This is a genomic window from Siculibacillus lacustris (assembly GCF_004328075.1).
Taxonomy (GTDB): Bacteria; Pseudomonadota; Alphaproteobacteria; order Rhizobiales; family Ancalomicrobiaceae; genus Siculibacillus; species Siculibacillus lacustris.
Genome location: NZ_SJFN01000009.1, coordinates 1 through 26627, shown reverse-complemented (window position 1 = coordinate 26627; position 26627 = coordinate 1). Strand labels below are relative to the sequence as shown.

Genomic DNA, 26627 nt, shown 5'->3' with positions numbered 1-26627 from the left:
TGGCCGGAAAGAGCCTTCGCCCCTGCCCGCCGGTTCACGCAGATTCGGTGGTGCCCACCTCGGCCCCTCGGGGATCGGGATCGGTCACGCCGTCGTCATCGGGAGGAGAGGGAAACAATAGCCGATCGGCCGGAGGCAATTGTGCACAAAGTTGCGGCAGCCGACGGGGGCGGGCCGCGTTCCTTCCCGCCCGTCGCCTCGGCGGGGCCCGGTTTCCCGCGGGGAGGGTCGCGGCGTGCAGCCCCATGAACTCGGCGCGCGTCATGCCGTCGCAGCCATTCGCGCCCGCGACCTGTCCTGCGAGGAACTCGTGCGATCCTGCCTCGATCGCATCCGGACGCGCGATCCGCTCGTCAAGGCCTGGGTCCATCTCGATCCCGATCTCGCCGTGGCGCGGGCGCGCGAATGCGACAAGGCCCGGGCGGGCGGCCCGCTCGACGGGATCCCGCTCGGCGTCAAGGACGTGTTCTCGACCTTCGACATGCCGACCCGGTGCAATTCCGCACTCTACGAAGGGCGGCCCTGGGGCGCCGACGCGGCCGCCGTCGACGTGCTGCGGGCCTCGGGGGCGATCGTTCTCGGCAAGACCGACACGGTCGAATTCGCGCTGGGTGGGCGCCGCCCGCTGACCCGCAACCCTCACGACCTCGATCACACCCCGGGCGGATCCTCGGCGGGGTCCGCCGCGGCGGTCGCCGACCGGATGGTGCCGCTGGCGATCGGCACGCAGACGGCGGGCTCGATCATGCGACCGGCCGCCTTCACCGGCATCTTCGGCTTCAAGCCGACCCATGGTCTGGTCGGGCTCGAGGGAACCAAGGTCGTCGCCCCGTCGCTCGACACCGTGGGCTGGTTCGCCCGCAGCGTCGACGACCTGCGGCTGGTCGCCGAGGCCTTTCGGCTGCCGAAGATCGCGACCACCGCGCCCTGTGACGGCGTCGCCGGGTTGCGCATCGGTCTGTGCCTGACACCGCACCGGGACAGCGCCGATGCCGGCGTGCGCGGGCTGCTCACGGTCGCCGCCGAGCGACTGGCGGCGGCGGGGGCCGAAATCGAGCCGGTCGAGTTGGCGACCGCCTTCGATCGTCTGACCGACCACAAGGACACGGTGATGTATGCCGAGGGGAGCGTGGCCCTCTATCCCGACTATCTGCGCCACCGCGACGCCCTCGCCGCCGAGTTTCGCGACTGCGTCGAGAATGTCCGCGCGATCACGCCCGAAGGTCTGCGCGCCGCCCACGATGCGATCGCCCGCCTGAGGATCGCCTTCGATCGCCTGTGCGAACGCCGCTTCGATGCGCTGCTGACCCCCTGCACGCCGGGCGAAGCGCCCCACGGCCTGGAGGCGACCGGCGATCCGATCTTCAACGGCCTGTGGACGGCGCTCCACGTCCCCTGCGTCGCCGTCCCCGCCGGCCGGGGGCCACAGGGGCTGCCGATCGGCCTGCAACTGGTCGGCCCGCGCTATTCCGATGCCCGTCTGCTCGCCATCGCCGAAGCGGTCGCCGAGGTTCTCGGCGATCTGCCGCCCGCCGGCCTCACGCTGTCCGACGGCGCCGCGGCGGTGCCGCGCAGCCGCAACGGCGAGACGATCGCGTGATGGCGGGCGATCCGGCCGCGCCGCGGGACCGCGTCAGCCGTGTTTGTCGGCCACAGGCTTCGGCTGCACCGACCAGTCGGCGGGTTCGTCGGCCTTGTCGGCTTCGGCGATCGCCGCGGTCGCCTGCACCTTGCCGGGGGTGTGATGCGCGGGGGCGTAGACCGCATAGACCTGCATCGGCTTCGTCCCGATGTTGGTGATGTTGTGCCAGGTTCCGGCCGGAACCAGGACGCACCACCCGTCCGATACTTCCTTGTCGAACGTCAGGGCGTCCTTCGCGGGGCCCATCTGCACGCGGCCGGTGCCGGCGTCGAGGCGCAGGAACTGATCCGTCTCGGGATGCGCCTCGAGACCGATGTCGCCCCCGACCGGGATCGACATCAGCGTCACCTGGAGATAACGCCCGCTCCAGGCGACCGTGCGGTAGTTGGTGTTGGCCTTGGTCGCCTGTTCGATGTCGAACGATTGCGGCTGCGGTCCGATGTCTCTGATCTGGACGGCGGTGGTGCTCATGATCGTCTCCTCGATGTGCGAGGCGCCGACCGCGTCGGACATCGCCTCGGTTGGTTCGCGGGTCGCCGTCTCCGCGAAGACGGCTCGCGTCAGTTGCGCAGCTTGGCGACCGTGCCCGGCGTCACCCGGGCGGCGGCATTGCCCCAGCTGTTGCGGACGAAGGTCAGCACGTCGGCGACCGCCGCGTCGTCGAGGCGCCAGCCGAGCGACGGCATCGCCGGAGTGGTCGGTTTGGCCGCGGTGTGGACGCCCTGCGAGCCGATCACCACCATGCGGGCGAGGGTGGTCGCATCGGCCTGCGCGACGATCGGGCTCGACGCCAGGGCCGGGAACAGATCCTTCGACCCTTCGCCGCGACCGCCGTGGCAGGCCGAGCAATTGTCGACATAGATCGCCGCGCCGTGTTTCATCGCCGGGTCGCTCGCCGCCAGCGGCGTCGGTCGGGCGGCATCGCTCGGTCCGAGGGTCTTCAGATAGGTGGCGATCGCACCGAGATCCTCGGGCGTCATCTTCGAGGTCGAGGCGGCGATCGCTTCGGCCATCGGGCCGGAGGCGATGGTGTGGCCGTTGACCCCGGTCGCGAGGTAGGCGACCAGCTCCTCCTTCGACCAGGATCCGACGCCGGTGGTCGGCGCGGCGGTGATGTCGGGCGCCCACCAGCCCTGGAGAGACGCCCCGGTCAGGGCCTTGCCCGCGTCGTCGCCGCCGAAGATCGTCTTCGGCGTGTGGCAGGCGCCGCAATGGGCCGGACCCTGGACCAGATAGGCGCCGCGGTTCCACTCCGCCGACTGCGCGGCGTCCGGCGCGAAAGGCTTCGGCGTGAATTCGAGCAGGTTCCAGCCGATCATCAGGGTGCGGATCGAGAACGGGAACGGCAGCTGGTTGGCGTCGACGTCGTTCTTCACCGGGGCGATCGTGCCCAGGAAGGCCCAGAGATCGTCGATGTCGGGCTCGGGCATCTTCGCATAGTTGGGGTAGGGCATCGCCGGATAGAGGCGGATGCCGTCGTGCCCGACGCCGCGCGTCATCGCCGAGCGGAAATCGTCGAGCGACCAGTCGCCGATGCCGGTGTCCCGGTCGGGGGTGATGTTGGGCGGGATCAGCGTCCCGAACGGCGTGGCGATCGGCGCGCCGCCGGCGAAGGGCGCGCCGCCGGGCGCGGTGTGACAGCCGGCGCAGTCGCCGAGCACCGCCTGATAGGCGCCGCGCCCGATCCGGTCGGCCTGATCGACGTCGCCGGCGAAGGCCGCGGTCGGGGCGAGCGCCGCGGCCGCCAGCGCCAGGAGGAAGGTCGCGGGGTTCATGGCGTCACCAGGGGCTTGCCGGGATTGGCGAGATATTGCCGGCGGATGGCGTCGGCGGCGCGAAAGGCCAACGCCCCCACCGTGCCGGTCGGGTTCTTGCCCGGGTTCTGCGGGAAGGCCGAAGCGCCGACCACGAAGACGTTGGGAACGTCCCAGCTCTGCAGGAAGGGATTGACCGCAGAGGCCTTGGGGTCGGTGCCCATGATCGCCCCGCCGGTGTTGTGGGTGGACTGGTAGACCGTCGAATCCCATCCCTTCTTGCGCCGATCCGAGACGACCTGCCGCCCGCCCATCCGGCCGGCGATCGCCTCCATGCGGTCGGAGACCCAGGCCGACATGCGGATGTCGTTGTCGGCGAAGTCGAAGGTCATGCGCATCAGCGGCCGCCCGAAGCGGTCGGTGTAGGTCGGATCGAGGTCGAGATGGTTGCCGCGGATCGCGTAACTCGACCCCTGCGAGCCGAAGGACAGGGCGTTGGAATAATTCTTCGCCACCGCCTTCTTCCAGTCCGCGCCCCATCTCGGCGTCCCCGGCGGGGTCGGATGAAAGGCGATCGGACGGCCGTTGGTCGGCACGCAGTTGATGCCGGCGCCGCCGACGAAGTCGAGCGCCGAATGGTCGAAGGCGTCGCCGTTGTAGTCGTCGACCGTCTGGCCGAGCGCGCCGGCGGCGATGAACGGGTTGAGCGTCGCGTCGTCGAAGTAGACGGTGACGCCGGCATTGGTCTGGTAGCAGTAGTTGCGCCCGACGGTGCCGACGTCGGTCGCCGGATCGTAGATCGTGCCGATCCCCGACAGCATCATCAGCCGCACGTTGTGCAGCCCGTAGGCGCACAGCAGCACCAGATCGGCGGGCTGGAACCAGGTCTCGCCGGAGGTGTCGACATAGGTGACGCCGCGCGCGAAGGTCTTCGACGGGTCGAGGTCGACGTGCAGCACCTCGCTGTCGGTCCGCACCTCGAAGTTCGGCTTCTTCATCAGCACCGGCAGGATGGTCGTCTGGGCGCTGGCCTTGGAATAGTTGGCGCAGCCGAAGCGCTCACAGAAGCCGCAAAAGGTGCACTGGCCCATGGCGATGCCGAGCGGGTTGACGTAGGGCTGCGAGAGATTGGCCGAGGGGCAGGGGAAGGGATGGAGCCCCATCGCCATCGCCGTCTCGGCGAACAGGATGGGCGCCTTGGTCATCTTCATCGGCGGGTTGGGATAGTCGCGGGCGCGCGGATCCTCGAAGGGATTGCCGCCCGGCCGGATCGTGCCGCCGACGTTGCCCGCCGTGCCGGAGATCCCGGCGAGGGCTTCGAAGCGATCGTAGGCGCTCTCCATGTCGGCGCCGGTGACGCCCCAATCGCGGACCGTCAGCTCGCCGAGCTTCGCCGCGCCGTAGCGCTCGACGATGTTCGAACGGGTGCGGAAGTCGGAGTTCCAGAACCGCCAGGTCTGACCGTTCCAATGGACGCCGGCGCCGCCGACGCCGTTGCCCGGCAGGAACGAGGCGTAGTCGCGCATCGGCAGGGCGCGCTCGGCGTCGCTGTTGCGCACCGTCATCGTCTCGGTGGCGGGCTGCAGGAACAGATCGCGGCGGATGGCGTAACGCAGCTCGTCCTGGGCGTAGCCGATGTTGAAGTCGCGGGCGGTGTCGCGCCACGGGCCGCGCTCGATCGCCAGGACGTCGAGCCCGGCATCGGTCAGTTCGTGGGCGAGAATCGCGCCGGACCAGCCGAGACCGACGATCACGACGTCCTTGCGGGGAAGAATCTTGGCCATGTCAGTCGACCTTTCCGGCCCATTCCGGGCGACCGGTGATGGAGACGGGCGGCAGCGGATAGCGCTGGCCGTGCTTGTCGACGTGGTCGCGATAGTCGTAGCGCGCGCCGGGGAAACCGAGCATCCGCCACGACGCCATGTCCTTGTTGCCGCCATAGGCCGGGTCGGCGAAGAAGCCTTCCATGGTGTTCTGGAGGACCAGGGCGAAGAAGGCCTTGGCATCGACGCCGGCGCCGAGATCGATCTTGCCGGCCTCGACGTCCTTCAGCACCGCATCCTTCTCCTCGGCCGCGAGAGCGGCGAAGCGACGGCCGGTTCGGTTGGCGGCGACCCAGCGTTCGAGCGCCGCCACCCCGGCCCGCCACCGCTGCGCCGGCGTATCCGGGCTCTGCCAGCCCTGGCGCGGGGTGCCGAGGAAGAACGGCCCCTGGGTGTAGAGCCGGCTCGACCGACCGAACGGCCCGATCATCTGGCGATCGATGTAGACGACCACGCCGCATTCGGCGCCCGAGGGCGACAGAGCGTCGGCGGGGATCAGCCGATCGACGATCGCCGTCACCGTCTCCACCTCGGCGGAGGTGAAGAAGAACCATCCGTTGAGCTGGAGCTTCGGCGGCGGCGCCGCGGAATTCGCATCCCAGGGCAGGGCCCCGGAAATCGACCGCGCGAAGGCCACGCCGGGGATCGAGGAGGCGGCCAGCCAAGCTGCGGTCGACAGGACGCGGCGGCGGGTCGGTGAGGTCGGCGTGGACATGAGGGAGTCTCCGGGAGGAGCGCGCGGCTCCCCAACGGAAACACCCGAGCTCCCGTTCGGTTCCCGAAAAGCCGTTGGGGCAAAGGAGAAATGTCAGGAGACCGGGAAAGGCACCGGCCGTCGCCCCCGTCCTCCGGCGATCGTGTCCCGCGAGGTGGTGTAGCTGCCGGCCGGGCAGCGGGGCGCGCCGATGTGGGAGCGTACTCAGGCCTCGATGCCGGTCTGCGAGACGGGGGGGAGGCTTAAGGTGTCGTCGAGCTCGTGCCGCGCAACGATCGGCGCATCCGGAACTCTCATCGAACCCGGACGAAGATTTCGAACAAACCGAGATCAGATGCATCGACGGGGCGCGACGGTGCACCGCGATCACCCTTCGCGCACCGCCTCCGGGCGGGCGTCCGACCGGATCGGTGCGGGCTCCGCGACGGTCCGATCGGGCTTGGCGTCGATCGCCTGGACGCCGAGCCATTCGCCTCCGGCGATCAGATCCCGCGCGGTCGCCTCGATCTCGCGAGCCACGGTGTAGGCCGCCGGCGACAACAGATTGGCGGAGATCGAATAGAGGTAGTTGCGTCGCGAGATCCGCGCGTCCGAGATCCTCAGCGCCCGCCAGTCGCCGGCACGATCGCGCTCGTGGCCGAGGGCCGACATCGGCTTGATGGTCGCCCCCATGCCGTCGAGGACGCAGCTCATCAGCAGCGAGAGCGAGTCGATCTCGGCGACCACCTGCGGGCGAAGGTTGCGTTGGTCGAATTCGGCGACCACGCGCCGCCGCAGCCCGTGGGCGTTGGTCGGTAGGATCAGCGGGATCTCCGCCACCTCGGAGATCGCCATGTCGGTGCGGCCGGTCGGCGCCCAGGCGTGGCGGGCAGGAAACAGCACGAACAGCTCCTCCTCGAGCAGGGGAGTCGAATCGAGCGTCGACGACACGTCGTTGGAGAAGAGGATGGCGAGATCGAGCTGTCCGAGCCGCATCATGTGGGCGAGGTGGCCGCTCATCCCCTCCACCACATTGAGAAGGATTCCGGGAAATTTCGCTCGGATCCGCTTCATCAGCGGCAGACCGATCGCCAGAACCGTCGTCGCCGGTAGCCCGACCGACACCATGCCCTGAACCTCGCCCGATTCCTTGCGGGCGATCGACAGCGCCTGATCGATCTGACGCAGGACGAAGCGGGCATGATGGTAGAGGGCGAGCCCGTTCTCGGTCGGGGTCACCCCGCGCGAGGAGCGCTGCAACAGCGGTTTGCCGACCTCGTCCTCGAGCTTGGCCAACTGTTGCGAGAGCGCCGGCTGCGCCACGAACAGGCAGCGCGACGCCTTCGAAAGGGAGCCGCTCTCGACGATCTGAGCGAAATATCGAAGCTGCCTGAGATCCATCCCGCGCCTTGCCTCTTCTCACGAGAGCCATTCATTTGGCTTATGGCGGGAAGCATGAAACGGTATTTCCACTTATGTCAAATCGGTTTTAGATGGGGCCCAGAAGAAAACGAGGTCGGGCAGGAGACGCTTCGAATGGCGCAGGAGTTCGCGCAGAGCCGATCGTCGCGGGGCGTACCGCGGTGCCGTCTGTTCGTCGACGGAGCTTGGGAGGACGGCGTCGAGACGGTCGCCGTTCCCGACAAGTATCTCGGCCACACCTACGCCGAGGCCGAGCTTCCATCGCGGGCTCAGGTGACGCGGTGTGTGGCGGCGGCCGAACGGGCCTACCGGACCGCTGCACTCGATCCCTACGAGCGCGGTACGATCCTCGATCGCACGGCCGATCTCGTCGAGGCGCGCGCCGCCGCCCTGATCGACGTCCTCGTGCAGGAGGCCGGCTTCACGCGGCGCGACGCGGCGGGGGAGGTCGGTCGGTGCGTCCTCACCTTCCGCCTGTCGGCCGAAGAGGCACGGCGTTTCGGGGGCGAGATGGTGCCGGTCGAGGGCGCGCCGGGACAGAAGGGGCGGATCGGTTTCACGCTCCGCGTACCCCTCGGCGTCGTCTGTGCGATCACGCCGTTCAATGCGCCGCTCAACACCGTCGCCCACAAGATCGGCCCGGCGCTGGCCGCCGGCAACGCGGTGGTCCTGAAGCCGTCGTTGCACACGCCGATGAGCGCCACCGCGCTCGTCGAGTGCCTGATCGACGCCGGTCTGCCGCCGGCCCTGGTGTCGATCGTCAACGGCGGGGCGGAAGTGGCGCGCTGGCTGCTCGAGGAGCCGTCCGTCCGCTTCTACGCCTTCACCGGTTCGACCGAAGTCGGCCGCCAGATTCAGGCGAGCGCCGGACTGCGCCGCACCCAGATGGAACTCGGCTCGATCGCCCACTGTATCCTCTGCGAAGACGCCGATCTGGACGTCGCACTGCCGAAGGTGATCAACGCCGCCTACCGCAAGGCCGGTCAGGTCTGCACCTCGATCCAGGTCCTCCTGGTCGAGCGGACGATCCTCGCCGAGGTCGAGAGCCGGCTCGCCGGGCTGGTCGCCGCCTTGCCCTGGGGCGATCCGCGCGATGACGGCACCGTCGTCGGGCCGGTCATCTCGCCGGCCGCGGCCGATCGCATCGAAAACTGGATCGAGGAGGCGGTGGCACACGGCGCCCGTCGGCTCGCCGGCGGCGACCGGCGCGGATCGGTGGTGTCGCCGACGCTGCTCGCCGACGTGCCCCCCGGGACCACGCTCGGGTGTTCCGAAGTGTTCGGTCCGGTCCTGTGCATCGCCGCCTTCGACGAGCTCGCCGAGGCGATCGAGCGCGTGAACGCCACGCCCTACGGGCTGGCGACCGGCATCTTCACCAAGCGTCTGGATCACGCCCTCGCGGCGGTACGCCGTCTCGAGGTCGGCGGTGTCCACATCAACGAGACGCCGAGCTCCCGCGTCGACCTGATGCCCTACGGCGGGTCGAAGGACAGCGGATTCGGACGCGAGGGTCCGCATTGGGCCATCCGGGAAATGAGCGAAGAACGAATGGTCACGCTCCTGGTCTGAACGGCCGGGTCGCAGGAGGTGTCGTCGGATGACGAAGAGGAAGGGTGGCGAGGTCATCGCCGAATATCTCGTCGAGCAGAAGGTGCCGTTCGTGTTCGGCATCTGCGGGCACGGCAACGTCGGCATGCTCGACGCGCTGCACGCCGTGCGCGATCGGGTCCGACTGATCTCGCCGCGTCACGAACAGGCCGCCGGCCACATGGCGGACGCCTATTTCCGCGTGAAGCACCGCCCCGTCGCGACGCTCACGTCGACCGGACCGGGATCCGCCAACATGGTGATGCCGCTCGTCACGGCGCTGTCGGATTCGTCCGCCTTTCTGGCGATCACCGCCAATGTTCCGACGTCGCAGGCCAATCGCGGCCCCTTCCAGGAACTCTACGCGCACAATCAGGCCGACTTCGCTCAGGTGCTGCGCCCGGTGGTCAAGCGCTCGTTCCAGCCGAGCCGGGTCGACATGCTGCCGCTGGCGCTGAGGCAGGCCTTCGACACGATGGTCACCGGCCGGCCCGGTCCGGTGAACCTCGACGTTCCCTACAACGTCTTCCAGGAGGAGGACGACGTTTCCCCGCCGCTGCCCTCGCATTCCTTCGGCGTTCATCGCCCGGGCGCCAGTGCGGCCGACGTCGCCGCGGCGGTCGATCTGGTGGCCGCGGCGAAGCGTCCGGTGTTCTTCGTCGGCCACGGCACCACGCTCTCCGAGGCCGGCCCCGAGATGACCGAGCTGCAGGCCCGCTGGGGCATCCCGGTCATCACCTCGCCGAACGGCATGGGACTGGTTCCGGCCGACGACCCGCTGACCCTCGGCTTCATCGGCCGCAACGGCGCCTATCCCGCCAATCAGGCCGGTCGTTTCGCCGATCTGGTGATCTGCATCGGCACCCGTTTCGACGACCGCTCCTCGTCGAGCTGGAACCCGGGCTATTCGTGGAACTTCCCCACGACCAGGCTCCTCCAGGTGGACATCGATCCGACCGAGATCGGCCGCAACTATCCCCCGACGCTCGGCATCATCGCCGACGCCAAGACTTTCGCGGGGCAGCTGATCGCTGCACTCGCCGAACGCCGCGAGATCGACCGCGCGAGCTTCGCCGCATGGCGCGCCGAGGTCGCCGGCTGGCGCGCCGAGTGGGAGGCCTTCGTGCGGCCGAACTTCGCGCTGGACACGTCGCCGATCCGACCGGAATTCGTGGTCGGCGCCCTCGCCGACGTACTCCCCGACGACGTGATCTTGTCGCTCGACTCCGGAGTCCACCACAACTGGTTCATGCAGTTCTGGCAGCCGAAGCGGGCGCAGAGCATGCTCAACAGCTGGGGCTACTCGTCGATGGGCTTCGGCGTCTGCGGCGTCCTCGGCGCCCAGCTCGCCGCGCCCGATCGCCCCTGCGTCGCGGTGGTCGGCGACGGCGGCTTCATGATGGCGCCGCACGTGGTGGCGACCGCCGTCGAATACGATCTGCCCTGCATCTGGATCGTCTGGAACAACTTCGCGTGGGGCGCGATCCGCGATCTCCAGTACGGGCTGTTCGAGGGGCGCGAGATCGGCACCGCCTTCTACCGCGGCAATCAGGGGCCGGGCGGCGAGCGCTACAATCCCGACTTCGCGGCCTGGGCGCGGGCCTGCGGCGCCGACGGGGTCACCGTCACCCGCTCGCGGGATCTGCGCGGCGCCGTCGAGACGGCACTGCGCAACCGTCGCCCCTGTCTGATCGACCTCCACGTCGACGCCGATGTCCGCCCGCCCTCGACGGGGACCTGGTCGCTTCCCCCCATTCCCTACAAGGAACCGATCTTCGGGCGGCCGCATCGCCTCGACTGACCCGCGACGTACGGAAGAACAACGAAAAAAACCGAACGGAGGACTACGCCATGACCGAAATCCAGCGCCGAAATCGCGCCATCCTGCGCCTCCTGGCGGCCCTCGCCGCGGTTCCTGCGGTCGGCGGGTCGTCTGCGGCCTCGGCCGAAGATGCCGGCCCGATCCGCATCGGCCTCATCTACACCAAACAGGGGCCGGGCGCGGCGATCGGCGAATATCTCCAGCGCGGCTCGGCGCTGGCGGTGGAACAGGCCGGCGGCAAGGTGCTCGGCCGGCCGATCGAACTGGTGTGGCTCGACGAGCCCAATCCGCAGGTTTCGCAGCAGAACATGCAGCGCCTGATCGATGAAAACAAAGTCGTCGCCGTGGTCGGCGGCAACTACTCCTCCTCTGCACTGGCGATGATGAGCGTCGCCAATCGCGAGAAGATCCCGTTGATCCTGACCGGAGCGGCGGCACGCGAGATCACCGGCAAGGACTGTTCGCGCTACACCTTCCGCACCCAAGCGACGGTGCCGGTCCAGATCGCCGGGCTGATGCCCTACGTGTCGCAGCTCGGCAAGAAGATCTATTTCATCACCCCGTCCTACGCCTTCGGGCAGGACATCCTGCGTTCGGCCCGCTCGCAACTTCCGAGCATCGCCGCGACCGAAGCCGGCGTCGACGAGGTCCCGGTCAACACCGCCGACTACTCCTCCTACATCCTCAAGATCCGACAGGCGAAGCCCGATGCCGTCATCGGCGGCCTCGTCGGCGGCGACTTCTCGAATTTCCTGAAGCAGTGGAACGAAATGGGGATGAAGGGCAAAGTTCCGTACGCCGCCGTCGCGGTGACGGATACCGACTTCTGGGACGTCGGCCCGCAGGCCTCGACCGGCATCTTCATCAAGCCCTGGTACTACGACAACCCACAGAACACCGCCGCCGAAAAGAAGATGACCGAAGACTTCGCGAAGAAGTACGGTCAGCCGCCGTCGGACAAGACCTGGTCGGGTTGGATCGGCATGCGCGCGCTGCTGGAATCGATCGAAGCCGCCAAGTCCACCAAGGCGCAGGATATCGTCACGGCGCTGGAGAAGTGGAAGAATGCCGAAGGAAAGTTCCCGTTCTATTTCCGGGAATGGGACCATCAGATGGTCCGACCGGCGGTGATCGTGCAGGTGAAGGCGCAGATCTCCGACAAATGGAACTACTTCGATTTTCTGAAGAACACCTCGGACACGCTCGCCGACACCGAGAAGGCCTTCGGCACCAAGGAAGAGATCGGCTGTTCGATGCCGGCTCTCTGATCCGTCGTTTTCGTATCACTCACGATCGCAGGTGTCGAACATGCTCGACATACTCGTCAGTCAAGTGGCGAACGGCCTCGTATTGGGATTCGTCTACGTCCTGATCGCCGTCGGCTTGTCGATCACATTCGGCCTTCTCGGTGTGATCAACTTCGCGCACGGGGCCTTCTTCGCGCTGGGCGCCTATTTCGCCTGGCAGATGTACCACTGGTTCGGCTGGAGCGCGGTGGTCCTCGCACCGCCTCTGGTCGGGCTCGTGGGAATGGTCGTGGAGGCGACGATCATCCGCCGCCTCTACGGCAAGGAACCGCTGCTGAGTCTGATCGTCACCTTCGCCCTGGCACTGCTGATCGAGGCTTTGATCCGCCTGGTCTGGGGGGCCGACGGCAAGCCGTTCAATCCGCCGCCCGTCCTGGCGGGGATCGTCGAATTCGGTCCGTTGCTCATCACCAAGTATCGCGTCGCCGTCCTCGGGGCGACGGTTGCGACCCTGCTCGGCCTCTGGGCCTTTCTCGCCTGGACGCCCTACGGCCGCATCCTGCGGGCCGGCAGCCGCGATCCCGAAATGGTCGCACTGCTCGGCATCAACCTGTCGCGCGTCCTGACCGCCGTGTTCGGGTTGGGCTGCGCGCTCGCCGCCATCGCCGGGGTCCTCGCCGCGCCGCTGTGGACGGTGTCGCCCTCGATGTCGGCCAACGCCGTCATGCCCGCCTTCGTGGTGGTGGCGATCGGCGGTCTCGGCTCGTTCCTGGGGGCCGTCGTGGCCGGCTTGGCGGTCGGCGTCGTCACCTCGGTGACGATCCAGTTCTGGCCCGAGGCGGCCGCCGCGTCGATGTACGCGCTGATGTTCGCGATCATGTTGCTCAGGCCGCGCGGTCTGTTCGGCGAGCGCTGGGAGCGTTTCGAATGAAGGTCCCTTCTCCGTCCATGCGCCTTCTCGCCCATCCGATCGTCGTCGCGGCGGTGGCGCTCGTCGTCGGCTCCGGTGCGGCTCTGGCGATCGGCATGCCGATCCATCGCATCACCCAGATCGCGATCTACGCGCTCTACGGTGCCGGCGTGAACTTCCTCATCGGCTATCTCGGGCTCGTGCCCTTCGGCGCATCCTTCTTCTTCGGCTGCGCGAGCTACGCCGTCGCCATTCTCGGCGGCATGATCGCCGGCGGCAACGAGATCACCGGCCTGATCGTCGCCGTCCTGTTCTCGATCGTCCTCACGACGGTCGTCGGTGCGATCATTCTGCGCCGGCGCGGCCTCTACTTCTCGCTGCTGACGCTCGCCTGTTCGCAGATCGCCTTCGAGGTCGCCTACAAGTGGACGGCGGTCACCGGCGGCGAGAACGGCCTGCAGAACGTCGCCCGACCGCTCTTCCCCTCGGCCGCCGCCTTTCATGCCTTCACGGTGGTGGTGGTCCTGGGCGTGCTGTGGTTGCTCTGGCGCACCGCCCATGCCCCGCTCGGCCGCGTCATGCAGGCCCTTCGCGACAACGAACAGCGGGTGGCGAGTCTCGGTTACGACACCTACCGGACCAAGCTGGTCGCGGTCGTCGTCGCGGGCGCGGCGATCGGGGTGGCCGGCGGGTTGATGAGCCTCCTGCTGCAGGGCGTCTACGCCAACAATCTCAACTGGGCGCATGCCGGGGATCCGGTGTTGATGGCGGCCCTCGGCGGCGTCCATCACTTCCTCGGACCGCTGTGGGGCGCGGGCATCTTCATCCTGCTGGAAGACCGCCTCTCGGCGATCACCGAGAACTGGTGGCTGTTCTTCGCGCCGATCATCATCGTCTCCGCACTGTTCTCCCACGAGGGCGTGCAGGGCATCTTCCTGAACCTCTTCGGTCGCCGAGACCGCTGGACGCTGACCCGCCACGGAATCCCGGCCCGTCCCGCGACGATCCCGGCTTATGCACCAGTGGTCGCCGAGTCGGATGCGGGCGATCGGCCGATCCTGAGCGTGCGCGATCTCTCCAAGAGCTTCGGCTCGATCATCACCCAGAGCGGCATCTCGCTCGACGTCGGCCGGGTCGGCCTGCACAGCCTGATCGGCCCCAACGGTGCCGGCAAGACGACGTTCTTCAACCTTCTCACCGGCGTTCTGCGTCCCGACGGCGGCGACATCCTTCTCGACGGTCGTTCGGTGGTCGATCTGGCGCCGCATCGCCGGGCCCGCCTCGGCATCGCCCGCTCCTTCCAGATCCTGTCGGTGTTTCCCAATCTCACCGCCTTCGAAAACGTGCGCATCGCCGTCCAGGCCGCCGATGGTCACTGGTTCGGCCTGTGGCGCGACGCCCACGCCGATGCCGACGCCAACCTCCGGGTCTGGTCGCTGCTCGATGCGGTCGGCCTCGTCGACCGGGCGGGCGAACTCTGTGCCTCGCTCGCTCACGGCGAGAAGCGCCTGCTCGAGATCGCGGTGTCGCTCGCCACCCGGGCCCGCCTGCTGCTCCTCGACGAACCGCTCGCCGGCCTCGCCGAATCCGATCGCAAGGTCGTCGGCGCCCTCATCCGCCGGCTCGCCGACAGCCATGCGGTATTCCTCATCGAACACGACATCGATCGCGTCCTCGCCATGTCCGATCGCATCACCGTGCTCCACCAGGGGCGCCTCATCGCCGACGGCGCTCCCGCCGAGGTCGCCGGTCACCCCGAGGTGGTCGCCGCCTATCTCGGCACCGGCCACGGCGCGGCCCCGACCCCGGTGGCCGAGGCGTCGCGCCCGATCGAGATCGTCGCGACGGCAGTGGCGGTCGAGCGTCGTCCGCTCCTCACGGTCGAGGGCGTCTCGGCCGGCTACGGCGGCGGAACCGTGCTCGACGGGCTCGATCTCGTGGTCGGAACCGGCGAAGTGGTGGCCCTCCTCGGCCGCAACGGCGTCGGCAAGACGACCGCGCTCCGGGCGATCACCGGCGTTCTGCCGCCGACCGCCGGTCGCATCGTCTTCGACGACACCGAAATCGGTCGTCTGCGCGCCGACGCGATCAATCGTCTCGGCATCTCGCTGGTCCCGGAAGGCCGTCGGCTCTTCCCCAATCTGACCGTCGCGGAGAACCTGAAGCTCTCGACGCGCTCCGGCGGCGCCTCGCTCGAGGAGATCTACGATCTCTTCCCGCGCATCGCCCAGCGCCTGAAGTCGCGCGGCGAACATCTGTCGGGCGGCGAACGGCAGATGGTGGCGATCGCGCGTGCCCTCATGGTGCCGAGCCGGCTGATCCTGTTGGACGAACCGTTCGAGGGTCTCGCCCCGGCGGTGGTCCAGGAAGTGCGCGCGGCGGTCGCTCGCCTGACCTCGCGGGCGAGCCTGGTCATCGTCGAGCATCATGCCGAGAGCGTGCTGGCCATGGCCGATCGCGCCTATGTGCTGGTCAACGGGCGCGTCGCCTGGGGCGGGGCCGCCCCGCTGCTCGCTGCCGACCGGCCCCTGCAGGAGCGCTTGCTCGGCATCGTCAATGGCGCGGACGTCGCCCCGTTGACGCGGAGGGCCTGACCATGCGCGAAGCCTCGATCAACACCTACGGCTGGATCTGGTCGACACCGGCGCTCGACTGTGTGCGTGAACTGAGCGAACGCGGTCACCGCGCCTTCGAGTTGATGATCCACCCACCGCACCTGCCACTCGACGGCCTGTCGGCCGCGGCCCGTGCCGCGATCCGTGCCGCCGCGGAAGAGGGCGGCGGACGCATCGCCTCGGTCAACCTGCCGAGCCTCGACCACAATCTGGCGAGTCCGATCGAACGGGTGAGGGCGGCCTCGATCGAAATGTTCGACGCGGCGATCGGGCTCGCCGCCGACTTCGGCGCGCCCTGGCTCGTGGTGGTGCCCGGGCGGATGAGTCCGCTCTTTCCTCCACCCGTCGCTCTGCGCGAGGCGTGGATCCGCGAAGGCATCGAGCGCCTGCTGCCGCTCGCCGAGGCGCGTGGCGTCGGTCTGGCGATCGAGAACGTACCCTTCGCGGCGTTTCCCGGTTCGGTCGAACTCGCCGCCTTCGTGCGCGGTTTCGGTTCGCCGGCGGTCGGCGTCTGTTGGGATGCCGCCAACGCCCATTTCGTCGGCGAGGACATGGGTGCCGGCCTCGCCGCCGTCGCGGACCTTCTGAAGGTCGTCCACCTCTCCGACACGACCCGCACGGTCTGGCGCCACGATCGTCTCGGCCTCGGCGACGTTCCCGTCGCCGATTTCGTCGCGGCCCTCGACGCCACCGGTTTCGCGGGGGCCTGCACGCTCGAGATCATCGATCCCGCCCCGGACGAAGCGATCGCTGTCAGCCTCGCCGTGCTCGCGTCGCTCGGGATCGGTTCCCGCGATCGGGAGACCGCCGCATGACCACTGTTCTCGTGACCGGCGCCGCCGGGCTCCTGGGGCGCCACGTCGTCCGCGAACTCCTCGGCCACGGCCATTCCGTCCGGGGTCTCGACCGGCGTACCGCCGCGGAGCCGATCGACTGGTTCGTCGGCGACGTGACCGATCCGGCGCTGGTCGCCCGCGCCACCGCCGGCGTCGAAGCGGTGTTCCACGTCGCGGCGGTGCCCAACATCTGGTCGGGTGACGGCGACACGATCATGCGCGTCAACGTGCTCGGTACCTTCACGGTGCTCGCCGCCGCCGAGGCCGCCGGCGTCGGGCGCGTCGTCTTCTGCTCGAGCGATTCCGTCGCCGGTTACACGGTGCGGGAAGGGCGCATGTTGCCACCCCGCTTCGCGCCCCTCGACCTTTCCCATCCGCTTCTCGCCACCGACCCCTATGCGGTCTCCAAGGTGCTCGGCGAGGATCTCTGCCGCGCCTTCGCGCTGCGCGGTCTGGCCGTGGTGGCGCTGCGGACCGTCTTCGTCGCCTATCCGGAGATGGCGGGCGAGATCGTCGCCCGGGCGAAGGATCCCGATGCCTATCGCGGACCGGTGGTCGGCGGCCCGTCTTCGGCCGGCGGCGGGCCGCTCCATCACCACGTCGATCCCCGCGACGTCGCCCGCGCCTTCCGCCTCGCGCTCGAACTGGACATGGCGGCGGGCGCCTTCGAGGCGTTCTACCTCTCGGCGCAGGCGACGCTGTCACCGGAACCGACGGTCGACCGTCTGCGTCGGCTGCACGGCGACCGGGTCGAGATCCGCGATCCCGAGCTCTATGCCCGCCGGCCCTTCGCGCCGCTCTACGACCTGACCCACGCCGAGCGACGCCTCGGCTTCGTCGCCGAACACGACCAGCGCCGGCTCCTCGCCGGTCTGCCCGGATTTCCTTCAGGAGAGTGAGATGACCATCGTTTCCCCCGACCCGAACGCCTTCGCGGATGCCGCGGAGAAGAAGTACGCCGCCACGCGCAATCTCGGCGAACTCCTGTGGAGCCAGTACCCGGGCCATTACCACCAGGCGCTCTCCAAGGCGATCGTGACGCCGGCGACCGTCGGCAGTCGGTTCTTCGATCACCGGATCTCGGCCTACGAACCCGGCGCCTTCGTCGAAGCCCATGTTCACGCGGTCCAGGAGCAGATCTACCACGTGCTCTCCGGTCAGGGCCTGTTGATCGTCGACGGCGAGCGCCGCCTCGTGCGCGCCGACGACGTCACCTTCATCCCGCCGGGCGTGGTCCACGAATTCCACTGCACCGGCCTCGAACCGTTGGTCTTCCTGGTGATCACCAGCCCGCCGACCGACGAAGAACCCCAGCCACGTTGAGGCGTCCCATGTCGAAGACCATCCTGGTCACGGGCGCCTGCGGCTGGCTCGGCTCGGCCGTCGTCCGGGCCCTGCTCGCCCGCGGCGACCGGGTCGTCGCCACCGATGCCGTCGCCGCTCCGGCGCTCGCCGTCCTCGCCGCGCAGGACCCGCGCCTGACCTTCGCCCTCCTCGATCTCGGCGAGTGGCACGGCCTCGTCCGCCTCTTCGAGCAAAAGGGGCCGGACGCCGTGATCCACTGCGCGGCGATCGTCGGCGTCGCGCCGGCGGCGGACATTCCGCTGAAGGCGCTCGCCGTCAACGTCGCGGGGTCGGTGAACCTGTTCGAAGCGATGCGGCTGACCGGCGTGCGGCGCGTCGTCCACGTCTCGACCGAGGAGACCTACGGCGACTTCCTCGCCGACCGTATCGACGAGGATCATCCGCAACGTCCGACCTCCGTCTACGGACTGACCAAGCTCGCCGCCGAGCATTATGGCCGGGTCCATTCCCGCGAGCACGGCCTCGAGTGCATCAACGTGCGCACCTGTTGGGTCTACGGCCCGCATCTCCCGCGCCTCCGGATGCCGCGCACCTTCATCGAGGCGGCGCTCGCCGGGCGCCCGTTCCACGAGCCGAACGGCGCCTCCTTCGCCGTCGATCAGGTCCACATCGACGACACGGTCGCCGGCGTGCTTCTGGCGCTCGACAAGCCCGAACATCGCTTCGACGCCTACAACGTGGCGACCGGCGCCGCCCCGACGCTCGCCGACACCGCGGAAGCGGTGAACCGGGCGGTGCCCGGTGCCCGCATCACGGTCGGCGACGACGGTCCCTATCGCCACGGCGGCACGATCGTGTCGGCCCGCAAGGGGGCGCTCGACATTTCCCGTGCCGTGTCCGAGCTCGGCTACCGACCGCGCCACGACATCGTGACCGGCATCGCCGCCACCGTCGCCGCCACCCGCGCCGCCGCCGGGTGACCGCCCCGAACCGCTTCGGGAGGGCGGTCCCGCCCTCTCGTCATTCCCGACGTCTTTCCCAGAGGAACCCGACATGACCGAACAATCTCCCGTCGTCCTCGTCTTCGGCGGCTCGCGCGGCATCGGCGCGGCCTGCGTCGACGCCTTCGCCGCCGCCGGCTGGCGCGTCGGCCTCACCACCACCGGTCCGGCGCAGTCCTCCTCCCGCGCCACCGCCTTCTCGGTCGACATCCGCGACGCCGCCGCCGTCACCCGGGTCTTCGACGAGGCCGAAGCGACCTTCGGCACGGCGCCGGCGGCCGTCGTCGCCAACGCCGGCATCAACGTGCCGCCGCGGCCGCTCGCCGCCTTTCCGCCCGAGGACTTTCGCGCCCTCATGGAGGTCAACGTGATCGGCGCCTTCAACGTGCTCGCCGAAGCGGCACGACGGGTCGCCGACGGCGGGGCGATCGTGGCGTTGACGACCTCGCTGGTCCGCCACGCCGCCCCCGGACTCGGGCCCTATGCGGCGTCCAAGGCGGCGGTCGAGTGTCTGGTCCGGTCGATGGCCAAGGAACTCGCCGCACGGAAGATCCGGGTCAATGCGGTCGCGCCCGGCCCGGTCGAGACCGATCTCTTCAACGCCGGCAAGAACGACGAGGCCAAGCGTCGTTCCGCCGCGATGAGCCCCTTCGACCGGATCGGCCGCCCGGACGAGATCGCCGCCGTCGTCCGCTTCCTCGCCTCCGACGAAGCGTCGTGGATCGCCGGGCAGGTCGTCCAGCCGAACGGTGGCCTGGTATGACGACGCCTCCCGACCGCCCGGTGGTGGAGATTTTCGACGTGGTCGTCGTCGGCGCCGGCGCCGGCGGCCTCACGGCGGCGGCCACGGCCGCCCGCTCGGGGGCGTCGGTGTTGGTGCTCGAGCAGGCCGCCGTCGTCGGCGGCACCACGGCGATCTCCGGCGGCATGGTCTGGTTGCCGGCCAATCGCAAGACCGCCGCGGCCGGTCGCCCCGACACGATCGCGGCGGCGAAGGCCTACCTCGCCGCCACACTGCCGCCGCTCGCATCCGGTGGCGAACGCGCGAGGCTCGGGGTCTTCCTCGACCGCGCGGACGCCGCTCTCGCCTGGCTCGAAGCCAACACCGAGCTCCGCTTCAAACCGGTGATGACCTACCCCGACTACGAACCGAACCGGCCCGGTGCCACCGCCGGCGGCCGCGTGCTGGAGCCCGTCGCCTTCGACGCGCGCGCACTCGGCCGCGCCTTCGCTCTGGTGCGCGATCCCCTGCCGGAGTTCATGCTCTTCGGCGGCATGATGGTCGCGCGCGCCGACATCCCACATCTGCGGCGGGCGACGCGCTCGCCGCGATCGGCCGTCCATGTCGCCCGCCTCCTCCTGCGTCACGGCTTCGAGCGCCTTCGCGCGAGGCGCGGCACCACGCTCCATCTCGGCAATGCGCTCGTCGCGCGGCTGCTGAAGTCGGTGCTCGACGCCGGGGTGACCCTGCGCACCGGTACGGCGGTGGACGCCATCGAGCGGGACGGGGAGGGACGGGTCCGTTTCGTCGATACGCCCACCGGCCGCATCGAAGCGCGCCGCGGCGTGATCCTGGCGACCGGCGGCATCTCCCACGATCGCGAACTGCGCCGCCGACACGTGCCGCCGGCGGCCGGCGATCTCACCGCCACCGTCGACCACGGCGGCGCCGCTTGCGGGGCGCGGCTCGCCGTGGCCGTCGCAGCGCGATTTTCCGAGCCGGGCGAGGCCGGCGCCTTCTGGGTTCCGGCCTCCACCTTCACCCGCGCCGACGGCGGAGCCGGCGTCTTTCCTCATACGGTGACCGATCGCGCCAAGCCCGGCCTCGTCGCCGTCGGCCGCGACGGCCGGCGCTTCGTCAACGAGGCGATCTCCTATCACGCCTTCGTCCGCGCCCAACTCGCCGCCGCGGAGCGCGCCTTGCCGGCCTTTCTGGTGTGCGACGCCGATTTTCTGTGGCGCTACGGCCTCGGCCGGGTCCGCCCCTTCATGCGTGGCGTCGAGAGCCACGTGGCGAGCGGCTATCTCAAGCGCGCCGACACGATCGCCGGCCTCGCCCGGGCGATCGGCGTGCCGGAGGATGCATTCGCGGAGACGATCGAGACCTTCGACCGCGACGCCGTGCGCGGTGAAGATCCGGCCTTCGGTCGCGGCGGCGACGTCTACCAACGCGCCCTCGGCGACGCCGACCACGGGCCGAATCCCTGTGTCGCGCCGATCGTGACACCGCCGTTCTATGCCGTCGAAGTGCGGCCGGCCGACCTCGGCATGGCCGCCGGCCTCCTCACCGATACCGAAGCGCGCGTCCTCGGCGCGGACGGCCGGCCGATCCCCGGCCTGTGGGCCTGCGGCAACGACATGGCCTCGATCATGGAGGGGGCCTATCCCGGCCCCGGCATCACGCTCGGCCCGGCGCTGGTCTTCGGCTGGACCGCCGGGCGCCGGGCGGCGAGCGCGGAGGGCAGGGCATGACGCGATCGGCAGACATCGACGTCCTGGTGATCGGCGGCGGCAATGCCGCCCTCTGTGCGGCCCTGACCGCCCGCGAGGCCGGCGCCACGGTCATGCTCCTCGAGGCGGCCCCCCGCGCCTGGCGGGGCGGCAACTCGATGCACGTGCGCAATCTGCGCTGCATGCACGACACGCCGCAGGATGTGCTCGTCGAGAGCTATCCCGAGGAGGAATACTGGCGCGACCTGGAAAAGGTCACCGCCGGCAAGACCGACGAGCGGCTCGCGCGCCTCGTCGTGCGCCATTCCGCCCGCTGCCGCCCGTGGATGATCCGCCACGGCGTCCACTTCCAACCGCCGCTTTCCGGCGCGTTGCACGTGGCCCGCACCAACGCCTTCTTCATGGGAGGCGGCAAGGCCCTGGTGAACGCCTATTACCGCAGCGCCGCCGCCCTCGGCGTCGAGGTGCGCTACGAGACCCCGGTCGATCGTCTCGATCTCGACGGCGAGCGTTTCGTCGCGGCGGTGACCGCGTCGGGCGAACGCATCGCCGCCAAGACCTGCGTCCTCGCCTGCGGCGGCTTCGAATCCAACCTCGAATGGCAACGCGAGGCCTGGGGGACGAACGAGCGTGGCGAATGGCCGGCGGAGAACTTCCTGATCCGCGGGACCCGATTCAACCGGGGCACGTTGCTGCGGTTCATGATGACGGCGGGTGCCGACACCATCGGCGATCCGACCCAGGCGCACTGCGTGGCGATCGATGCCCGGGCCCCTCTCTACGACGGTGGCATCTGCACCCGCATCGACTGTGTCTCGCTCGGTGTGGTGGTCGACCGCGACGCGCGCCGCTTCTACGACGAGGGCGAGGACTTCTGGCCCAAGCGCTATGCGATCTGGGGGCGTCTGGTGGCGCAACGCCCCGGCCAGATCGCCTGGTCGATCATCGACCGCAAGGCGATCGGACGCTTCATGCCGCCGGTCTTCGAAGGCACGCGGGCCGACACGATCGCCGGCCTCGCTCACGCCATCGGTCTCGACGAGGCGACCTTCTGCGAGACGATCGCCACCTACAACGCGGCCTGCCGACCCGGCACCTTCGATCACACCCGCCTCGACGACTGCCGCACGGACGGGCTCGCGCCGCCGAAGACCCATTGGGCGCTGCCGATCGATACCCCGCCCTTCGTCGCCTACCCGCTGCGCCCGGGCATCACCTTCACCTATCTCGGCCTGAAGACCGATGCGACCGCCGCCGTCCGTTTCGGCGGACGGGAGAGCGGCAATCTCTTCGTCGCCGGCGAGATGATGGCCGGCAACGTGCTCGGGCAGGGCTACACCGCCGGGGTCGGCATGAGCATCGGCACCGCCTTCGGGCGTTTCGCCGGTGCCTCGGCCGCGCGTGCGGTCGGCCGGTCCAATCCCGCCTTCGAAGAGGAGATGGCCCTTGTCTGCGCCTTCTGACCCGATGGAAGGGCTCGCGCCGGCCCGGTTCCTCACCGCGAACGAAGCCGAGATCGCCCGCGTCCTGCAGATCTGCAACGCCTGTCGCTACTGCGAGGGCTTCTGCGCGGTCTTTCCGGCGATGACCCTGCGCCTCGAGTTCACCGCCGCCGACACCCATCACCTGGCCAATCTCTGCCACAACTGCGGCGCCTGCCTGCATGCCTGCCAATATGCTTCGCCGCACGAGTTCGCCGTCAACGTACCGCGGGCCATGGCGAAGGTACGAGTGGAGACCTACCGCGATCACGCCTGGCCGGCGGCCTTCGGCCGGCTCTACCATCGCGCCGGCCTGACGGTGGCGCTGGCGCTGGCCTTCGGCCTGTCGCTCTTCCTCGCCCTCACCGTCCTCGTCGGCGGCGGCCTCTCGCACGAGGCACGCGACGCGAACTTCTATGCCGTGTTCCCGCACGGTCTGCTCGTCGCGATGTTCGGGACGGTCTTCGGCTTCGCGGTGGTGGCGCTGACGATCGGCGTCGTCCGCTTCTGGCGCGGTGTCTCGCCCGCCGTCGGCGCCGATGTCGAGACGCTCGCGGCGATCGCGACGGTGCGGGGGCCTGCGGTCGCCGAAGCGGCGGTCGACGTCGCGACGCTGCGCCATCTCGGCGGCGGTCACGGCGAGGGATGCAACGAGGCCGACGACCGCTTCACCCTCGTGCGGCGCCGCTTCCACCATCTGACCGCCTACGGCTTCCTGCTGTGCTTCGCCTCGACCGTGGTCGCGACCGTCCTGCACTACGTGTTCCGCCTCGACGCGCCCTATGCGTGGTTCAGCGCGCCGGTGATCCTCGGCACGGTCGGCGGCATCGGCCTGACGATCGGGCCGGCCGGGCTCCTGTGGCTCAATGTCCGGCGTGATCCCGCCCAGGGCGACCCGGACCAGCGGCCGATGGACCGCGGCTTCGTGGTGCTGCTCCTCGCGGTCGCCGTGACCGGCCTCCTGCTCCTCGGCCTGCGCGAGACCCGGCTCATGCCGCTGTGGCTCGCCGCTCATCTCGGTACGGTGACGGCGCTCTTTCTGACGCTGCCCTACGGCAAGTTCGCCCATGGCGCCTATCGCGCCGCGGCTCTTCTCAAACACGCCGTCGAAAAGAGGCTTCCGCGCCGCTTCGACCTCGGCGCCGACTGACGATCGCAGGAGAGGCCATGACCATCGCCACCATCCTCGTCCATCTCGACACGCAAACCCGATGCGGCGCCCGGGTCGATCTCGCCGTCGACCTCGCCCGGCGCCACGGCGCCCGCCTCACCGGGCTCTTCGCCGAGATCGCCGCGCCGCAGCGCGTCGGCACCGTCGCCAGTTGGCCGAGCGCCGACTACGTCGCCCGCGTCGACGCCGCGCGTTCCCGCTTCGTCGAACGGACGCGCGGGCTCGGCGAGCGGGCGCGTTTCGTCGACCTCGATCGCGGCGGTGAACACACGGTCGTCCTCCGCGCCGTCGAATATGCTTCGAGCTTCGACCTCGTGGTTCTCGGGGGATACGAAGCGGGCGGACAGGTTCCGGCAGACCTCGCCGAACATCTGCTGCTCGAATCCGGTCGCCCGGTGCTGATCGTGCCGCCGGTCGGAACTTTCGTCCGCGTCGGCGCGCGGCCGATGTTCGCCTGGCACCGATCGCGCTCCGCCGCGAGAGCGCTCTGCGACGCGCTGCCTCTGATCGAGAAAGAAGCGGAGGCGCTGGTGGTCGAGGCGGTGCGGGCCGGCGAGGCGGGCGACGAAATGGCCGCCCTCACGCTCGATCAACTCGCCGCCCACGGCGTCGCCGCCGAATGGCGGCGGGTGCCGATGGACCACGTCGATCTGATGGATACGCTGCTCAATCAGGCGTCCGATCACGGCGCCGATCTGCTGGTGTCCGGCGCCTTCGATCGATCGGGCTTCACGCTGTTCGGGGGCGGGGCAGGTACGCGCTACCTCTTGCGGCACATGACGCTGCCCGTCCTCCTCGCCAATTGAGGCGGTCTGTGCGTCGTACATCTGAGAAGAACGGCGCACCCGCGATCCGGCCAGGCGCGACACTGTCCATAGCGACGCCTGCCGCTCCCCGCGCCAGAGCTTCCGAGCCGTCGATCACCCCAGGCGTGCGCAGCGGCTGACGAACTCGGGGCGAGGTCTTGGTGGGCGTTTGGTCATCCCGGCACGGTGCCGGACGGCAGGAGGGTCGACACTGCACTTGGGCGGCGGCGCGGGGGTCGAGGAATTTTCGGGCCGGAAAAATTTCGGGCGATGACCGGAGTGTTTCGGAGGTCAGTCGCGTGGGCGAGGTACGACGTCATCGATGACGACCCGGTTTTGCCCCCCCAGGTCTTCGTGACGGCCTTCCAGGAATCCGCCCGTCAGATTGGGGCGAAGAGTTGAAACCGTACGATCACGGGCAGCGACTCGCTCTGTCGAGCCCGGCCCGCTGCGGGCTTCGAGCGGGAGGGTCGACCGTCCACCGTCGTTCACCGCCATCCGCTCGAAATCACGACGTAGTGGTGGGTTGGGGGTCCGACAGATCGAGCCGAAACCCCTGAAAACAGCCATTTTGTGAGGGTGTAGTGGCGGTGGCCGCAGTCGAGCGCTAACCGGTCTCGGATTTCCCTGCTTTCAGGGAATTTGCAGGGAAATTTCGTCGAACGAGCCGGCACGAGGCCCCGTCGGCATCTGAAACACATATTGATTCAAGGTGATGTGCCCGATTTCCCTGCAGGGCGGAACAGGGAGTCGGCAGAGGGCATTCAGGGAACTGCTGCATCGCGGAAGTTGGCCGAACAGGGAAGCGAGATCGGTGTCGCCGAGCTGCGGAGCGCGCGCCAACACAATCGGATCCCTGACGGCATCCTGGAATGCCGGGCCACTCAATCGGCCCTTTGAGACGGTCCAAGGGAAGGTTCACGTTTCAACGTTGGTTGATCGGTCACCTACAGATTGATGCATGTTCACCGGAAAATCGGTAGATGTGAACTTCGCCGTTGGGACGGGAACTGCCGTCGTCGACGCCGGAGCCATCGAGGCGATCGACGGATTGATCCAAGAGTTTCGAACAACATGAGTCGCACCCACGCCCGCGACACCGAGAATGATCAATACTCCGAGGCCGCGACGAGGAGAGTCTGCCGGACTCCATCGACGAGTGCTCCGCAAACAAGAACTCGGCAAGCCGGAAAATCCAGATCGAGGGTGACGTCCCTGGGAGTGGTGTAGCTGACCGTTGGCCAGCGGGGGCGCCGATATGGGCGGCGGACTCAGGCCGCCATGTTCGGCAGGCCAGGGACGGCAGGATCATCGCCGATGGCGGCGATCGTTTCCAGGGTCATGTAGCGGGAGCGCTGGACGGCCCATTCATCGTTCTGTTCGAGCAGGATCGCSCCGACSARSCGGACGATGGCRTCTTCGTTGGGGAAGATGCCKACGACCTCGGTKCGGCGCTTGATCTCGCCGTTGAGGCGTTCGAGCGGGTTGGTGCTGTGCAGCTTCGCCCGATGYGGGGCGGGRAAGCTCATGTAGGCGAGCACRTCGRCCTCGGCGTCGTCCATGAAGGTGGCGAGCTTCGCCATCTTCGGCCGGAGCTGATCGGCGACGGCACGCCACTGACGGAGGGCAGCCTCGGCGTCGTTCTGGGCGAAGGCCGTGGCGATGAAGGCGGAGACGACCCGGCGGCCGTTCTTGCCGGCGTGCGCCAAGGCGTTGCGCATGAAGTGAACCCGGCACCGCTGCCACGTCGCCGTCAGCACCTTCGAGACCGCCGCCTTGATCCCCTCGTGTGCGTCGGAGATCACCAGCTTGACGCCGCGCAGGCCCCGGCGCGCGAGCTTGCGGAGGAAGCCGGTCCAGAACGTCTCGGCCTCCGACGGTCCGATGTCCATGCCGAGCACCTCGCGCCGACCGTCGGTGTTGACGCCGACCGCGACGATCACCGCCACCGACACGATCCGCCCGTTCTGGCGGACCTTCAGGTAGGTCGCGTCGATCCACAGATAGGGCCAGTCGCCTTCGATCGGGCGATCGAGGAAGGCCTTCACCCGTTCGTCGAT

General features: G+C 69.1%; 21 protein-coding genes. 15 read left to right on the top strand and 6 right to left on the bottom strand.

The window, feature by feature from the left end; all coding sequences use genetic code 11:
- Positions 1-235: 235 nt before the first annotated feature.
- The gene (locus tag EYW49_RS07490; RefSeq protein WP_165498166.1) at positions 236-1600 is read left to right on the top strand and encodes an amidase; all 1365 of its coding nucleotides are present in this window, start codon (positions 236-238) and stop codon (positions 1598-1600) included.
- 33 nt (positions 1601-1633) lie between these two features.
- On the opposite strand, the gene EYW49_RS07485 is transcribed toward EYW49_RS07490, so the two are convergent.
- From EYW49_RS07485 to EYW49_RS07465, 5 genes are all read right to left on the bottom strand, one after another.
- The gene (locus EYW49_RS07485) at positions 1634-2113 is read right to left on the bottom strand and encodes a cupin domain-containing protein (RefSeq protein WP_131308001.1); all 480 of its coding nucleotides are present in this window, start codon (positions 2111-2113) and stop codon (positions 1634-1636) included.
- 89 nt (positions 2114-2202) lie between these two features.
- Positions 2203-3417: a c-type cytochrome gene (locus EYW49_RS07480; RefSeq protein WP_131307798.1), complete on the bottom strand. Its 1215-nt coding sequence runs from the start codon at positions 3415-3417 to the stop codon at positions 2203-2205.
- Positions 3414-5180 (bottom strand): GMC family oxidoreductase, encoded by a 1767-nt coding sequence (locus EYW49_RS07475; protein ID WP_131307795.1) that lies wholly within the window; start codon positions 5178-5180, stop codon positions 3414-3416. The genes EYW49_RS07480 and EYW49_RS07475 overlap by 4 nt, the downstream gene beginning before the upstream one ends.
- A gap of 1 nt (position 5181) precedes the next feature.
- The gene (locus tag EYW49_RS07470) at positions 5182-5934 is read right to left on the bottom strand and encodes a gluconate 2-dehydrogenase subunit 3 family protein (protein ID WP_131307793.1); all 753 of its coding nucleotides are present in this window, start codon (positions 5932-5934) and stop codon (positions 5182-5184) included.
- A 366-nt stretch (positions 5935-6300) separates the two neighbouring features.
- A complete protein-coding gene (locus EYW49_RS07465) occupies positions 6301-7314 on the bottom strand; it encodes a LysR substrate-binding domain-containing protein (protein WP_131307791.1) in 1014 nt (337 codons plus the stop codon).
- Between the two features lie 135 nt (positions 7315-7449).
- Between EYW49_RS07465 and EYW49_RS07460 the strand changes: the two genes are divergently transcribed.
- From EYW49_RS07460 to EYW49_RS07395, 14 genes are all read left to right on the top strand, one after another.
- Positions 7450-8904 (top strand): aldehyde dehydrogenase family protein, encoded by a 1455-nt coding sequence (locus tag EYW49_RS07460; RefSeq protein WP_131307789.1) that lies wholly within the window; start codon positions 7450-7452, stop codon positions 8902-8904.
- A 28-nt stretch (positions 8905-8932) separates the two neighbouring features.
- Positions 8933-10723 (top strand): thiamine pyrophosphate-binding protein, encoded by a 1791-nt coding sequence (locus EYW49_RS07455; protein ID WP_131307787.1) that lies wholly within the window; start codon positions 8933-8935, stop codon positions 10721-10723.
- Positions 10724-10773: 50 nt separating this feature from the next.
- Positions 10774-12012 (top strand): ABC transporter substrate-binding protein, encoded by a 1239-nt coding sequence (locus EYW49_RS07450; protein ID WP_131307785.1) that lies wholly within the window; start codon positions 10774-10776, stop codon positions 12010-12012.
- A gap of 40 nt (positions 12013-12052) precedes the next feature.
- Positions 12053-12922, top strand: coding sequence for a branched-chain amino acid ABC transporter permease (locus tag EYW49_RS07445; RefSeq protein WP_131307783.1), 870 nt, complete (start codon positions 12053-12055; stop codon positions 12920-12922).
- Positions 12919-15495: a branched-chain amino acid ABC transporter ATP-binding protein/permease gene (locus tag EYW49_RS07440; protein ID WP_131307781.1), complete on the top strand. Its 2577-nt coding sequence runs from the start codon at positions 12919-12921 to the stop codon at positions 15493-15495. Before EYW49_RS07445 ends, EYW49_RS07440 begins: the two co-directional genes overlap by 4 nt.
- Before the next feature lie 2 nt (positions 15496-15497).
- Positions 15498-16331 carry a sugar phosphate isomerase/epimerase family protein gene (locus EYW49_RS07435; RefSeq protein ID WP_131307779.1) on the top strand — a complete coding sequence of 278 codons (834 nt, stop codon included), beginning with the start codon at positions 15498-15500 and terminating at the stop codon, positions 16329-16331.
- The gene (locus tag EYW49_RS07430; RefSeq protein WP_131307777.1) at positions 16328-17251 is read left to right on the top strand and encodes an NAD-dependent epimerase/dehydratase family protein; all 924 of its coding nucleotides are present in this window, start codon (positions 16328-16330) and stop codon (positions 17249-17251) included. Before EYW49_RS07435 ends, EYW49_RS07430 begins: the two co-directional genes overlap by 4 nt.
- 1 nt (position 17252) lies before the next feature.
- Entirely contained in the window at positions 17253-17675 is a 423-nt protein-coding gene (locus tag EYW49_RS07425) for a cupin domain-containing protein (protein WP_131307775.1), read from the top strand.
- Positions 17676-17683: 8 nt separating this feature from the next.
- Positions 17684-18637, top strand: coding sequence for an NAD-dependent epimerase/dehydratase family protein (locus EYW49_RS07420; protein ID WP_131307773.1), 954 nt, complete (start codon positions 17684-17686; stop codon positions 18635-18637).
- Between the two features lie 73 nt (positions 18638-18710).
- Positions 18711-19421: an SDR family oxidoreductase gene (locus tag EYW49_RS07415; RefSeq protein ID WP_131307771.1), complete on the top strand. Its 711-nt coding sequence runs from the start codon at positions 18711-18713 to the stop codon at positions 19419-19421.
- Entirely contained in the window at positions 19418-21130 is a 1713-nt protein-coding gene (locus EYW49_RS07410; protein WP_131307769.1) for an FAD-dependent oxidoreductase, read from the top strand. The genes EYW49_RS07415 and EYW49_RS07410 overlap by 4 nt, the downstream gene beginning before the upstream one ends.
- The gene (tcuA, locus tag EYW49_RS07405) at positions 21127-22572 is read left to right on the top strand and encodes an FAD-dependent tricarballylate dehydrogenase TcuA (RefSeq protein ID WP_131307767.1); all 1446 of its coding nucleotides are present in this window, start codon (positions 21127-21129) and stop codon (positions 22570-22572) included. The genes EYW49_RS07410 and tcuA overlap by 4 nt, the downstream gene beginning before the upstream one ends.
- Positions 22556-23740: a tricarballylate utilization 4Fe-4S protein TcuB gene (gene tcuB, locus EYW49_RS07400; RefSeq protein ID WP_323052984.1), complete on the top strand. Its 1185-nt coding sequence runs from the start codon at positions 22556-22558 to the stop codon at positions 23738-23740. The genes tcuA and tcuB overlap by 17 nt, the downstream gene beginning before the upstream one ends.
- A 17-nt stretch (positions 23741-23757) precedes the next feature.
- On the top strand, positions 23758-24567 hold the full coding sequence (locus EYW49_RS07395; protein WP_131307765.1) for a universal stress protein: 810 nt from the start codon (positions 23758-23760) through the stop codon (positions 24565-24567).
- Between the two features lie 1271 nt (positions 24568-25838).
- Here EYW49_RS07395 and EYW49_RS07390 read toward each other — a convergent pair.
- Positions 25839-26627: IS256 family transposase (locus EYW49_RS07390; protein ID WP_131307762.1), on the bottom strand; the 789-nt coding region annotated here is incomplete at its 5' end.

Coding starts and splice junctions, on each gene's coding strand:
- EYW49_RS07450 (WP_131307785.1), top strand. CDS start 10,774: ATGACCGAAATCCAGCGCCGAAATCGCGCCATCCTGCGCCTCCTGGCG.
- tcuA (WP_131307767.1), top strand. CDS start 21,127: ATGACGCGATCGGCAGACATCGACGTCCTGGTGATCGGCGGCGGCAAT.
- EYW49_RS07395 (WP_131307765.1), top strand. CDS start 23,758: ATGACCATCGCCACCATCCTCGTCCATCTCGACACGCAAACCCGATGC.
- EYW49_RS07445 (WP_131307783.1), top strand. CDS start 12,053: ATGCTCGACATACTCGTCAGTCAAGTGGCGAACGGCCTCGTATTGGGA.
- EYW49_RS07455 (WP_131307787.1), top strand. CDS start 8,933: ATGACGAAGAGGAAGGGTGGCGAGGTCATCGCCGAATATCTCGTCGAG.
- EYW49_RS07485 (WP_131308001.1), bottom strand. CDS start 2,113: ATGAGCACCACCGCCGTCCAGATCAGAGACATCGGACCGCAGCCGCAA.
- EYW49_RS07430 (WP_131307777.1), top strand. CDS start 16,328: ATGACCACTGTTCTCGTGACCGGCGCCGCCGGGCTCCTGGGGCGCCAC.
- EYW49_RS07440 (WP_131307781.1), top strand. CDS start 12,919: ATGAAGGTCCCTTCTCCGTCCATGCGCCTTCTCGCCCATCCGATCGTC.
- EYW49_RS07410 (WP_131307769.1), top strand. CDS start 19,418: ATGACGACGCCTCCCGACCGCCCGGTGGTGGAGATTTTCGACGTGGTC.
- EYW49_RS07415 (WP_131307771.1), top strand. CDS start 18,711: ATGACCGAACAATCTCCCGTCGTCCTCGTCTTCGGCGGCTCGCGCGGC.
- EYW49_RS07465 (WP_131307791.1), bottom strand. CDS start 7,314: ATGGATCTCAGGCAGCTTCGATATTTCGCTCAGATCGTCGAGAGCGGC.
- EYW49_RS07425 (WP_131307775.1), top strand. CDS start 17,253: ATGACCATCGTTTCCCCCGACCCGAACGCCTTCGCGGATGCCGCGGAG.
- EYW49_RS07460 (WP_131307789.1), top strand. CDS start 7,450: ATGGCGCAGGAGTTCGCGCAGAGCCGATCGTCGCGGGGCGTACCGCGG.
- EYW49_RS07420 (WP_131307773.1), top strand. CDS start 17,684: ATGTCGAAGACCATCCTGGTCACGGGCGCCTGCGGCTGGCTCGGCTCG.
- EYW49_RS07480 (WP_131307798.1), bottom strand. CDS start 3,417: ATGAACCCCGCGACCTTCCTCCTGGCGCTGGCGGCCGCGGCGCTCGCC.
- EYW49_RS07470 (WP_131307793.1), bottom strand. CDS start 5,934: ATGTCCACGCCGACCTCACCGACCCGCCGCCGCGTCCTGTCGACCGCA.
- EYW49_RS07435 (WP_131307779.1), top strand. CDS start 15,498: ATGCGCGAAGCCTCGATCAACACCTACGGCTGGATCTGGTCGACACCG.
- EYW49_RS07475 (WP_131307795.1), bottom strand. CDS start 5,180: ATGGCCAAGATTCTTCCCCGCAAGGACGTCGTGATCGTCGGTCTCGGC.